Here is a 12,608-nt window from a genome sequence, read left to right on the forward strand (position 1 = left end):
TAAGAGTTTAGGTTTCCAGTGTTCAATTACCTTTTAAAAGACAAACGGTAAGTGCCTTCATTTCCGGCCACATCGGTCACTTTCATCACCAGTACATGTGTTCCTGGCTGACAATGCTCGTCAAACGTATAGGTAAGTACGTTACCTCTGCGTGAAAACAACAGCCATTTGCCATCCAGCTCTGCGCGGTAGCGCTGAATACCACTGGCATCGTTCATGGCAAAGGCAATCTTCGTCGCTTTGGCGAGGTTAGCCCCAGGCTTTACACCCAATGGCGTTACTTTGGGCGCAATTGTATCCACTTCCAGGTGGAAGTTGCCAAAGTCGCGGAAAGTGCCTTTATACCAGCCATTTTCCAGTGTGGTTCCAGAAGTGCTGCTTCCCATACCTTCCCGCACCATTACCACCTTTGATTGCAGCTGCTCCGGTACTGACCTGGATGAGCGCATACGTACGCCAAAGAAATCATGTATGGGTACCAGTGGCGTATGCAGGTGGAAAATATTGGAATAAGCCTTGGGGCTTGTTGCCGGTGTTTCCAGGTAGTTGAAACAAATTTTATCGTATAGCGCATCTTCATCGAGGTAAAACTCTACCTGGTTATTTTCAAATATGTTCCGGGAATCGGGGTACATCGTATTGGCGCAAGGCTTCTCGGCCGGCTCCGGGCCACCCTGCTGTAGGGCCAGTTTCACGGTGGAGGTATTACCATAGGCATCTTTCACCAACAGCTTCACATCATGAACTGCGCCATCTTCCAGCGAAATGGTGCCATCCCCCTTTACATCGTGATAAATATCCAGTTTGTTGCCAGGCAAGGAAAAGAGCAGCTGGTAGTATGGACCGCCACCTTTCTTTATTTTATAATCGATATGTGCATTCAGGTAACGGGTTTCATCGTAACCAATATTATCCAGCTGGAAATCGATATCCGGCTCATTGCGCTGGTAAAGGGTTACCTCATAAATACCGTAAATATTGCCGGTATTCATGCGGTCTACCGCACTAATGCCCAAAGCTGCTTTGCTGGCGTTAATCTTAATGACAGGTTGCGCCGTTACATACTCGCCTCCTGCCTTCTTTACCGCCAGGGTAATAGGTTGTTGTTCATAGATGCTTTTCTCCCGGTCGTACACAGCGATGCGGTATACGTCGGGGGCATGCGTATCTGCGATGTCAAAGCCGAACAGCAGCGGGTTTAGCGGTTTTTCCGTTTGGGTATTCCTGATTTCAAAATGAAGATGCGGACCGGCCGACCCTCCGGTGTTGCCGCTCCAGGCCACAAAATCGCCTTTCTTTATGGGAAACATACCGGCAGGGATAACAAGGTCGCTGGCCCAGCTCTCGGCCTGGTACTGCTGCTTTTTCACGTATTGCTGCAGGGCTGGAAAAAAAGCGTTCAGGTGAGCGTATACCGTCGTATATCCGTTGGGGTGAGTAATGTATAATACATTACCAAACCCGGTATGTGAAACACCGACGCGGCTTACGTATCCATCTGCTGCCGCATGGACCGGCAGGTTCTCCCTTTGTTGGGTTTTGATATCCATTCCCGAATGGAAGTGATTAGGTCGCAGTTCTCCAAAGTTACCAGCCAGTTCAATGGGAATATTCAAAGGATTTCTGAAATAGCCCTGCGGGTAGTCTTTTACCGGAATAGATTGCGCCTGTAACAGTTGCGGTAGCAAACAAAATAGGCCGATGACTCTCTTCATAATATGCAAATGTAGGAAAAAGGGAAAAGGTTATGTGTCCTTCACACTTACCAATTACTGCCGGCGGGCGAAGCGGCTTGCTGCTGCTGCATATACGGGAGCTTTATACTTTATCCTCTTTTTATAGTACATTAGTTGCCGCAAAACGTGCAAGCATACATGTCTATCCAGGTATCAGAACTCAGTAAAGTATATGGCGAACAACGGGCGGTGGATGCCATTTCCTTCACACTTAAAAAAGGGGAAATTACCGGCTTCCTGGGGCCGAATGGCGCGGGGAAATCTACTACCATGAAAATGATCACCGGTTTTTTGCCGCCTACCAGCGGGAAGGCCAGTGTATGTGGATTTGATATTGTTACTGAATCACTGGAAGTACGTAAAAGAGTAGGTTATCTGCCGGAGTCCAATCCCTTGTATTACGATATGTATATCAGGGAATTCCTGGAATTCGTGGCGGGCATCCACCAGTTAGGGAAAGCAGGTGCACAGCGGATTACAGAGGTAATCCGGTTAACGGGGCTCCAGCCGGAGCAACATAAGAAAATCGGCGCTTTGTCCAATGGGTATAAGCAACGGGTAGGGCTTGCACAGGCGCTCTTGCACGATCCGGAGGTGCTGATACTGGACGAACCCACTACCGGGCTGGATCCTAACCAGTTGGCAGATATCCGCCAGCTGATCAAAGAGCTGGGTGCCAACAAGACGGTGATCCTCTCTACCCACATTATGCAGGAGGTAGAAGCCCTCTGCGACCGGGTTATTATCATCAATAAAGGGAAAATTATTGCCGATGACAAGTTATCCCTGTTACAGCAGCAAAATGGCTCCCAGGGTTATTTAATGGTTACATTTGGCGAGCCCGTTACAGCAGCCGAACTGATGACAATAGGTGGTATTAGCCACGTGGTGGCCAGGGAAGACCATAGCTGGCAATTATTTACCGGGGAAGTGGACGAGGTAAGAAAAAACCTCTTACAATTTGCTTTGATTAATAACCGGAACATACTTTCTTTGCAGAGCAATTCACAAAGCCTGGAAACCATATTCCGGGAACTGACGAAAAGTGCTTAGCCTTTGGTCGCCTTTAGCCCTGGTCTTACTCGCCCGCTAAAACGCTAAGCGCTGAGAAACAAATAAATAGCTAACAATAACAACTTTCGAATTATGAGTACTATTTCAGAAATCCACGCCAGGCAGATCCTCGACAGCCGCGGTAATCCTACAATTGAGGTTGATGTAACCACCGAAGACGGACATTTTGGCCGTGCAGCAGTACCATCCGGTGCTTCTACCGGTAAGCACGAAGCGGTAGAGCTACGTGACAACGATAAGGCTGTTTACATGGGCAAAGGCGTATTACAGGCTGTAAGCAACGTAAATGATATTATTGCTGAAGAACTGATTGGCTGGGAAGTAACAGATCAGGCTGGTATCGACAAAATGCTGATCCAGCTCGATGGTACTCCTAATAAAGCTAAACTGGGCGCTAACGCCACCCTGGCGGTGAGCATGGCCGTAGCTAAAGCTGCTGCTGAAGAAAGCAACCAGCCACTTTACCGCTACCTCGGTGGTGTAAACGCTTTCACCCTGCCCATTCCTTTAATGAACATCATCAACGGTGGTGCTCACGCAGATAATAAAATCGACTTCCAGGAATTCATGATCGTACCGGTAGGTGCTCCTTCTTTCTCTGAAGGTTTACGCTGGGGCGTGGAAATTTTCCACCACCTGAAATCTGTACTGAAGAAGAAAGGATACAGCACCAACGTAGGTGATGAAGGTGGCTTTGCTCCTGAAATCCAGAGCAACGAAGAAGCTATCGAAACTGTACTGGAAGCTATCAAAGCCGCTGGTTACGAACCAGGTACCCAGGTTGCTATCGCCCTGGATGCTGCCAGCAGCGAAATGTACGACGAAGCTACCAAGAGCTACAAATTCTACAAGAGTTCCCAGAAAGTAATCAGCAGCGATGAAATGGTGGCTTACTGGACTGAATGGGTAAACAAATATCCTATCGTTTCTATCGAAGACGGGATGGCAGAAGATGACTGGGATGGTTGGAAAAAACTGACCGATGCCGTAGGCAAACGTGTACAACTGGTAGGCGACGATCTGTTCGTTACCAACGTACTACGCCTGAAAGAAGGTATCGATAAAGGTATTGCCAACAGCATCCTGATCAAAGTAAACCAGATCGGTACCGTTACTGAAACCATCGATGCGGTTAACATGGCACACAAAGCTGGTTATACCTCTATCATGAGTCACCGTTCCGGCGAAACTGAAGATACTACTATTGCTGACCTCGCTGTTGCATTAAACTGCGGCCAGATCAAAACCGGTTCCGCTTCCCGTACCGACCGTATGGCGAAATACAACCAGTTACTGCGTATCGAAGAAGCACTGGGCGAAGTAGCAATCTATCCTACTAATGCTATCGGTGTTAAAAAATAATCCCCCGGGAGCAATCCTATTACGAATTACAAAGGGCGTATTATTGTAAATACGTCATTTGTAATTCGTAATTCTTTAGTAAATTGCCTTATGTCCAGGTTTAAATCCATAAAAGTGCCCGCTTTCCTGAAGAACAAGTTCTTCATTGCATTCGCGGCATTTGTTGTCTGGATATCCTTCCTGGACAAGACCAACCTCATGTCTCAGTACCAGTTCCAGTCGGAAGTAAATAAGCTGGAAGACCAGAAAGCCTTCTTTATCCAGGAAATCAAACAAACCCGGGAAGAACAACAGGAACTCCTTTCCAGCCCGGAAAAACTGGAAAAATTTGCCCGCGAAAAATATTATATGAAAAAAGATAATGAAGACCTTTTCATTATCACCCCTGCTCCACAACAATAGCCCTGGCACTCTCTTGCATTTCTTAAAAATTTATCTTAAATTAACAATAGATTCCTCTTTATCTCCGTTATAAAATAGAACCTATTCTTTTTACTAAAATAATAATGCATGAGTAATTTTACACTTTCTGTACTGTCTACCCTGTGTCTGGTTACAAAAAGCGATCTTAAACATCACCAGGAGGAACTTTCCTTAACCCAGGAAGAACAAGCCCGCTTTAAGGACACGGCAGCAGCACTGAATACAGTATGCTATACTCCGCGGCCAGCTACCCTCCAACTGATCTTTGATTATGCCAACAACAAACAAACTGAAAAAAAGTAGCCCGCTGCTTACCTTTTTCATTTTTCCTATCTTTAGGGCATGACTCAAAAAGAGCGCTATGCGTTTGTTCTCAAGTACTTTGAGCAACATGCGCCCAATGCCGAAACAGAACTGATCTACGACAATCCATACCAATTACTGGTCGCTGTTATCCTGTCTGCACAATGCACAGATAAACGTGTAAATATGACTACCCCGGCCATCTTTGAGCAATATCCGGACGTATACGCCCTGAGTAAAGCCACATTCGATGACCTTTTCCCACTCATCCGCAGCATCAGCTATCCCAATAATAAGACAAAACACCTGATAGGCATGGCCAACATGGTGGTAGACGACTTTAACGGGGAAATCCCTTCCACGGTAGCTGAACTGGTGAAATTACCGGGCGTAGGGCGTAAAACCGCCAATGTCATTACTTCGGTGGTACACCAACAACCCAATATGGCCGTAGATACCCACGTATTCAGGGTGTCGGCGCGTATTGGCCTGACTACCAACGCCAAAACACCCCTGCAAACCGAACTGCAGCTAATCAAACATATACCAAAAGATAAGGTGTACATCGCTCACCACTGGCTTATCTTGCATGGCCGCTATATTTGCGTGGCCAGAAGTCCCAAATGCGGAGAATGCGGACTGCGCCCGGCCTGTAAGTATTACGCCAAACTCATAAAAGCCAGTTAATCATGCGCCCGTTCCTGACTGCTGCCTGGAGAAAGCTGTTGATGATCAATTTTGAAGCTGATCCGGCAGTGCTCCGTCATTGGCTACCGGCGCACACGGAACTCGACACCTGGAATAACACCCACTATATCAGCCTGGTAGGATTTCTCTTTGAAAATACCCGGGTCAGAGGCCTCAGTTTGCCGGGCCATCGCACTTTTGAAGAAGTCAACCTTCGTTTTTACGTTCGTTATAAAGAAAACGGTAACTGGAAAAGAGGGGTGGTATTTGTAAAAGAGCTCGTTCCCAAACCACTTATCACCCTGATAGCCAACACTATTTACCGCGAAAGGTATGCTACCCATGCAATGAGCCATAGCTGGCAATACCCCGATGCGCATACCCTCGAAGTGAACTACCGGTGGAAGGTATCAAATGAATGGAATCATTTATCCGCCAGGGCGTTGCAGGCCACGCAACCGATACTACCTGGCAGCGAAGCCGAATTCATCACCGAACATTACTGGGGATATACCCAGTTAAACGCCCATACTACCAGTGAGTACCAGGTTACACATCCTCAATGGGAAATTCATCCCGTGACCGATTTTGATTATCATTGCAGTACTGGCGCTTTGTATGGCAGCAGTTTTGAACCCATGTTGCAGCAACAACCGCTCAGCGCCTTGCTGGCTGCGGGTTCCGACATAGCGGTAATGCCCGGCAAAACCATCAGACCGGGTACCCTGTAAACAACGAAAGTTTCTTTTAGCCGTCATTAATTTCCGTTATAACTACTATTTTTTATTTATCTTAAACAGTTCATTAAGATGCAATAAATTAAGTATCAGTCGTTATGAGATTAGCTGTTAGGGTACAACTATCGTTTATGATGTTCCTCGAATTCTTTATCTGGGGAGCATGGTTTGTTACATTGGGCACTTTCGTGCTGAAAAATCTGCAAGGCACCACCGACAGCCAGGTGGGAGTGGCATTTCTGACCCAGTCTATCGGCGCTGTAATAGCCCCGTTCATCGTAGGTATTATTGCTGACCGTTTTATTTCCGCCCAAATTATCCTGGGCGTTATCCATCTGCTGGGAGCTGCGCTGTTGTGGACCTGTTCCGGCATGACCAGCTTCGATGCTTTTTATCCATTGCTGCTGGCGTATATGATTCTCTATATGCCCACACTGGCGCTGGTAAATTCTATTTCCTTCCGGCAAATGAGTGATCCCAGCAAGGAATTTTCCTTTATTCGTGTATTTGGCACTGTAGGATGGATCATTGCAGGCCTGCTGATCGGTTGGTTGCACTGGGAAAAAACCAATTCACTCGACCTCACCTTTAAAATGGCGGCCGCCGCTTCTGTATTATTGGGGGTATTCAGCTTTACTCTGCCCAAAACGCCACCAGCAAAGAAAGGAACGGAAATTTCAGTCAGGGAAATCCTGGGACTGGATGCTATCCGCATGTTGAAAAACCGTTCTTACCTGCTGTTTTTCCTGTCGTCTATCGCCATCTGTATCCCACTGGCATTCTATTATAATTTCACCAATCCATTTTTGAATGAAATAGGCATGAACGCCGCTGCCGGCAAGCAATCCATGGGGCAAATGTCGGAGTTCCTGTTTATGCTGGTAATGCCCCTGTTCTTTGCGCGCCTGGGCGTAAAGAAGATGCTGGGATTAGGTATGCTGGCCTGGGTAATCCGGTATACCCTGTTTGCCTATGGAAACATTGATGCCAATTACTGGATGCTGATTGCAGGTATTGTGCTTCATGGTATCTGTTATGATTTCTTCTTTGTAACCGGTCAGATTTATACAGATAAAGTGGCGGGAGAAGAATTCAAGAGCTCTGCCCAGGGCTTTGTAACGCTGGCCACTTACGGCGTAGGAATGCTGATAGGATTTTTGATTTCCGGTCCTATTGTCGAGTCCTATAAAACCGCTAATGGCCATAACTGGCAGCATATCTGGTTAATTCCAGCGGGTATTGCCGCGGTAGTACTGGTACTGTTTATGTTATTTTTCAGGGACAGTAAGAAAAGTAAGGAGGCTCATTAACAGTCATTGAGCAAACTGTTCAGATATCTGTAAAAGCAAAAGGGTTATGTGATTACATAACCCTTTTGCTTTTACAGATATGTTCCGATTTAACTTACTTTTACGAAGATGGCTTTACCAAAGGAATGGTTTACTTCTACCAGTACCAGTGTTCCGTTTTCATATTTATATACATTCTTTCTTCCTTCGGGTAATATCAGTTCATACATGCCCCCTCCTATTGACTTCACCGGCAGGAATAGCCCCAATGTTTCGGAGAAGACGCGGCTTAGCTGCTTGGGCTCCGCAAAATAGAGATCGGCCACACAGGCTTCTATTTCGGCATGGTCCAGCGTTGACTTCTCCCCATTCACTATAATCGTATACTCTTTCCCGTTACGGCGGGTAAGTGTTTGCTTATCTTCTCCATTTTTAGTGATCCGGGAAGATTTGGCTGTATTGAGCACGTTGTTACTGTATTCATTTACGATGTCGCTGTTTATTTTAGACAACATCACCTGTATACGTGTTTTGATAACGATGCTTTTTGTTTGCCCGTTTACTTTCCTGTTAGCTTCTATGGTACCGACTGCATGATTAGCTACGCGTACTTCGAAAGTATTGGTTTGTGCATATACCTGTGCATACAGTACAGCTGATGTTATAACGGTAAACAATACACGAAAAAGGCTATTCATAATACCTGGCTTGATCAAAAAATATTTTTTATAGAGATCGGTAGCTGTAAATCCTCTCCCCATATAGGAAAATACAAAAAATCCTGTCACGATGGACAGGATTTTTTATTGTGTGCCATAAATAATATCTGGGGCTGGCAGACTAGGCCAGCATTTCTTTGATCTTGGTAATCAGTTCGCCCTTAGTGATGGGTACGCCCATGATCTTATTATAACCGTGTGCATCGATCAGGAACTGGTCGCGGATAATTTTGATCAGTTGACCGTTATTGATTTCCGGGATCAGCACTTTATCGTAGCTATGCAGAATTTCGCCGAGGTTCTTCGGGAAGGGGCGGATATGGCGGATGTGTGCATGCGCCACTTCGTGCCCTTCGGCCAGCAGGTCCAGTACGGCACTTTTGATAGCGCCATAGGTTGATCCCCAGCCGAGTACGAGTACTTTACCTTTTTCCGGACCCAGCTCTATCTTCTGCAGTGGGATATGTTCTGCGATTTTATCTACTTTCTCCTGGCGAATTTTTACCATCAGCTGGTGATTTTCCGGATCATAGCTTACGTTACCAGTGATATTTTGCTTTTCGAGCCCCCCGATACGGTGTTCCAGACCGGGAGTGCCAGGCACGGCCCAGGGGCGTACCAGGTTTTCGTCGCGGTGATACGGCAGGAATTGCTCCTCTCCTTCCTCCAGTCCTTTCTTAAACTTCACTGCAATCTGTGGCAGATCAGCTGCTTTAGGGAAGCGCCAGGGTTCAGAACCGTTTGCAATGTATCCATCACTGAGAAAAATAACCGGTGTCATGTGTTGCACGGCGATACGAAATGCTTCAAAAACGGCGTCGAAGCAATCTGCTGGTGTAGAAGCCGAGATCACCGGCATCGGACATTCGCCGTTACGGCCATAATAAGCCTGTAAAAGGTCGGATTGTTCCGTTTTGGTAGGTAAGCCAGTAGAAGGTCCTCCGCGTTGAATGTCAACAATTAAAAGCGGAATTTCAAGCATTACCGCCAGCCCCATGGCTTCACCTTTCAGTGCCATTCCCGGACCGGAGGTGGTGGTAACACCCATATGTCCGCCATAGGAAGCGCCGATGGCAGAAGTAATACCGGCTATTTCGTCTTCTGCCTGGAAGGTACGGATACCAAAATTTTTGAAGCGGCTCAATTCGTGCAGGATATCGGAAGCCGGTGTAATGGGGTAAGTACCCAGGAACAGCGGCAGATCAGCTTTCTGTGAAGCGGCTACCAGGCCGTAAGCCAGCGCCGTGTTACCGGTAATACTGCGGTAGGTGCCAGGCTCCATGCGGGCTTTTTCCACACGATAGCGGGTGGTGAAGGCCTCCACAGTGTCGGCAAAGTTGTAGCCGGCATGCAGTACTTTCAGGTTGCTTTCGAGGATTTCCGGTTTTTTACCGAATTTCTCTTTGAGGAAGGTTTCGGTATTTTCCATGTTACGGTCGTACAGCCAGTAGAGGAAGCCCAGTACAAACATGTTTTTGGCCCGGTCTTTCTCTTTCATACCGAGGGAAGAGTCTTTCAGGGCTTCCCTGGTCATTTTGGTGACGTCCATAGTATGCAGCTGATACGCTGCCAGTGAACCGTCTTCCAGCGGATTTACTCCTTCCGGATAGTTGGCAAGGCGGAGGTTCTTCGCATCAAAGCCATCAGTATTGGCCAGGATGATGCCTCCTTTTTTGAGTCCTTTGAGGTTAGCCTTCAGCGCAGCCGCATTCATGGCTACGAGCACATCGCAGGCGTCTCCGGGGGTGAATATCCTGTTAGATGAAAAATGCAGCTGGAAACCACTCACACCTGGCAAGGTTCCTATTGGGGCACGTATTTCGGCCGGAAAATCCGGGAATGTGCTGAGGTCATTACCAAATAAAGCGGTGTTATTTGAAAACTGGGTACCTGTTAACTGCATCCCATCTCCACTATCGCCCGCAAATTTTATCACTACATCCTCCAGCTGTTGAATCGAAGTATTAGGCATCTATTTATTCTTTTAAAGGTATTCTTTATTTAAAGATGTAAATTTAGGTAATCGGCCGGTGTTATTGCGCTATGAGGCAATATTATTCCCGATCCGATTACAAAAGTACACAACTTTAGTAGACTATCGTAGCTTAAAGCCGGCCCGCTCATTACTTATTGTTATGGGTGATAACATGAAGTTATTGGTTATAAAAATGCTAATTTTGGCCGGATCCGGGGGATATAAACGCCCTGGTATTAAATCAAATCGTATTTTTAACCCATAAATTTAAACTATACTTTATGGCACTATTTCAATCGAATAACCCTGTACTGAAACAAAGTGTGTTTGACAAAGCTCCTCATATGGTGGGAGAAACCATGACTATCCGTGGTACTGTTAACAAAATGTCCTTTATGTTGCTGTTATTGATGGCAGCTGCAGTTTTTTCCTGGGGTCAATTTTTCAGAAACGGCAGCTCAGTGATGCCGCTAGCTATAGGTGGCGCTATTGGTGGTTTTGTACTTGCCATGGTGATTATTTTCAAAAAAGAATGGGCTGGTTACCTGGCTCCCGCTTATGCCTTGGCAGAAGGATTATTCCTGGGTGCCATCTCCGCAGTTTTTGAAGCGCAGTGGCATGGTATCGTGTTGCAGGCGGTTGGGCTTACCTTTGGTACTTTTATCGCCATGCTGGTATTGTACCGCACAGGAGTGATCCGTGCAACAGAACGTTTTAAAGCTATTGTAATGACTGCTACCCTGGGTATTGCTGTTTTCTACCTGATAGCCCTGGTACTGCGTTTGTTTCACATTGAAATGCCGTTAATCCACAGCAGTGGTACTTTCGGCATCCTGTTTTCACTCGTTGTAGTGGGTATTGCAGCCCTGAACCTGATCCTCGATTTTGATATGATTGAACAGGGAGCTGCGCAAGGTGCGCCTAAATATTTTGAATGGTATGCTTCCTTCGGGTTAATGGTAACCCTGGTTTGGTTATACCTGGAAATACTGCGTTTGCTGAGCAAGTTGAACAGAAGATAATCACTTTCTTCCATACACTTGAAAGCCGTCACTCGTCAGGTGGCGGCTTTTTATTTGCCGATAATCGATTCCGTTGTTTTGTTAATATCTTCCAAAAGATATGTTAAATGCGGGAGCTTGAAATATTATGGCACCGTAATTGCAAAATCGATCCATAACATCAGGTACTTTACATCTTGAGGAGCAGGAAGCAAAGACTTTGAATAAGCCTACAACTGTTACTACCAGTGTAAATTAACTGAGAACGATATTCAACAAGAGCAATAGTTTGTTTTCATAGGGGTTAATCAAAAAGCCGGTTCCGTACGTCTGTACGGCCGGCTTATTTCTTTTATACGGGTGATTGTTCTACTGCCTGTTTCTCTCCTTTCTTATTTAGTTGTTCCGGGAAATTTAACTGCGCCATAGGGGTATCGGTGTTGGTATACGTCATTTTTTAAACCGACCCCTTAAAACAACAATTATGAAGAAGCAGTTTATTATTACATATACCAGTTTAAGTATCGGATGGCTACTATTAATGATAGTGATCTTCAGTATTATACTGTCCAGCTGCAACAAGGACAATATTTCCGGATCTGGCAATGTAGTGAAGGAAACCCGCAGTGTGGGTGCATTTACAGACCTGGAGGTATCGGGGCCCTTTGAAGTGCGGCTAATACAGGAAGGCAATGGCGCCGTGGAGATCCGTGCAGAAGACAATATTATTGGTGTAATAGAAACGGGTATCCGCAACAATAGTTTGTTTGTGCGTTTGCGTAACCGGGTAAACCTGCGCCGTCATTTGCCTATAAAGATATACGTGCATAACTCCATTTTTCAACGGGTGAAATTTGATGGCAGCGGTTCTTTAGATAATAAGGATACCATACATACGTCGCTTTTCAAGTACGAGCTGAACGGCAGCGGAGATGCTGCGCTGTTGCTGAATACAGGGGATCTGAACACGACAGTTAATGGGTCGGGGAATATTGGGTTGAAAGGGCTGGCTACTACCTTAAACAGTGAGATCAATGGAAGCGGGAAGATTACAGCGATGGACCTGGAGGCGCAGAATGCGGTTATTACCATCCGGGGTTCCGGCGATCATGCGGTATATGTGCATAAAAATCTGGAGGCGAGGATTTATGGAAGCGGGAATATTTTCTACACCGGTGAAGCCAGTTTGATAGCTGATGTAAAAGGTTCCGGAAAAATTATCAAGCAATAATTTCGTATAGCCTACATAGTTATACTGTCTGTGTTTATATGAAAAGGCCCCCGCATCTGCGGAGGCCTTTA

The 12,608-nt window shown here is 46.1% G+C and carries 12 protein-coding genes; 9 read left to right on the forward strand and 3 right to left on the reverse strand.

The window, feature by feature from the left end:
* Positions 1 to 26: 26 nt before the first annotated feature.
* Positions 27 to 1,715, reverse strand: coding sequence for a M23 family metallopeptidase (locus tag FHW36_RS00870; protein WP_145660791.1), 1,689 nt, complete (start codon positions 1,713 to 1,715; stop codon positions 27 to 29).
* Between the two features lie 159 nt (positions 1,716 to 1,874).
* Here FHW36_RS00870 and gldA point away from each other — a divergent pair, with 159 nt between their 5' ends.
* The 7 genes from gldA to FHW36_RS00905 all read left to right on the forward strand — a co-directional run bounded on the left by gldA (position 1,875) and on the right by FHW36_RS00905 (position 7,632).
* On the forward strand, positions 1,875 to 2,789 hold the full coding sequence (gldA, locus tag FHW36_RS00875; protein ID WP_145660793.1) for a gliding motility-associated ABC transporter ATP-binding subunit GldA: 915 nt from the start codon (positions 1,875 to 1,877) through the stop codon (positions 2,787 to 2,789).
* Positions 2,790 to 2,882: 93 nt separating this feature from the next.
* Complete coding sequence (eno, locus tag FHW36_RS00880) at positions 2,883 to 4,172, forward strand: phosphopyruvate hydratase (protein WP_145660796.1); 1,290 nt, start codon at positions 2,883 to 2,885, stop codon at positions 4,170 to 4,172.
* 90 nt (positions 4,173 to 4,262) lie between these two features.
* Positions 4,263 to 4,574: an FtsB family cell division protein gene (locus tag FHW36_RS00885; RefSeq protein WP_145660799.1), complete on the forward strand. Its 312-nt coding sequence runs from the start codon at positions 4,263 to 4,265 to the stop codon at positions 4,572 to 4,574.
* Positions 4,575 to 4,682: 108 nt separating this feature from the next.
* A complete protein-coding gene (locus FHW36_RS00890) occupies positions 4,683 to 4,898 on the forward strand; it encodes a hypothetical protein (RefSeq protein WP_145660801.1) in 216 nt (71 codons plus the stop codon).
* A gap of 39 nt (positions 4,899 to 4,937) precedes the next feature.
* The gene (nth, locus tag FHW36_RS00895; RefSeq protein ID WP_145660804.1) at positions 4,938 to 5,585 is read left to right on the forward strand and encodes an endonuclease III; all 648 of its coding nucleotides are present in this window, start codon (positions 4,938 to 4,940) and stop codon (positions 5,583 to 5,585) included.
* A gap of 2 nt (positions 5,586 to 5,587) precedes the next feature.
* Positions 5,588 to 6,316, forward strand: a complete 729-nt coding sequence (locus FHW36_RS00900; RefSeq protein WP_246121032.1) for a YqjF family protein — start codon at positions 5,588 to 5,590, stop codon at positions 6,314 to 6,316.
* A gap of 104 nt (positions 6,317 to 6,420) precedes the next feature.
* Entirely contained in the window at positions 6,421 to 7,632 is a 1,212-nt protein-coding gene (locus tag FHW36_RS00905) for a nucleoside permease (protein ID WP_145660810.1), read from the forward strand.
* Positions 7,633 to 7,721: 89 nt separating this feature from the next.
* Here FHW36_RS00905 and FHW36_RS00910 read toward each other — a convergent pair whose 3' ends face one another.
* Both FHW36_RS00910 and FHW36_RS00915 read right to left on the reverse strand, forming a co-directional pair.
* Complete coding sequence (locus tag FHW36_RS00910) at positions 7,722 to 8,399, reverse strand: DUF6134 family protein (protein WP_145660813.1); 678 nt, start codon at positions 8,397 to 8,399, stop codon at positions 7,722 to 7,724.
* Between the two features lie 52 nt (positions 8,400 to 8,451).
* Positions 8,452 to 10,302: a 2-oxoacid:acceptor oxidoreductase subunit alpha gene (locus tag FHW36_RS00915; protein ID WP_145660816.1), complete on the reverse strand. Its 1,851-nt coding sequence runs from the start codon at positions 10,300 to 10,302 to the stop codon at positions 8,452 to 8,454.
* A 284-nt stretch (positions 10,303 to 10,586) separates the two neighbouring features.
* Here FHW36_RS00915 and FHW36_RS00920 point away from each other — a divergent pair, with 284 nt between their 5' ends.
* Positions 10,587 to 11,327 carry a Bax inhibitor-1/YccA family protein gene (locus tag FHW36_RS00920; protein WP_145660819.1) on the forward strand — a complete coding sequence of 247 codons (741 nt, stop codon included), beginning with the start codon at positions 10,587 to 10,589 and terminating at the stop codon, positions 11,325 to 11,327.
* 463 nt (positions 11,328 to 11,790) lie between these two features.
* Positions 11,791 to 12,537 carry a head GIN domain-containing protein gene (locus FHW36_RS00925; protein ID WP_145660821.1) on the forward strand — a complete coding sequence of 249 codons (747 nt, stop codon included), beginning with the start codon at positions 11,791 to 11,793 and terminating at the stop codon, positions 12,535 to 12,537.
* Positions 12,538 to 12,608 lie beyond the last annotated feature (71 nt).

This window comes from Chitinophaga polysaccharea (assembly GCF_007829335.1).
In the GTDB taxonomy this organism is placed as follows: Bacteria; Bacteroidota; Bacteroidia; order Chitinophagales; family Chitinophagaceae; genus Chitinophaga; species Chitinophaga polysaccharea_B.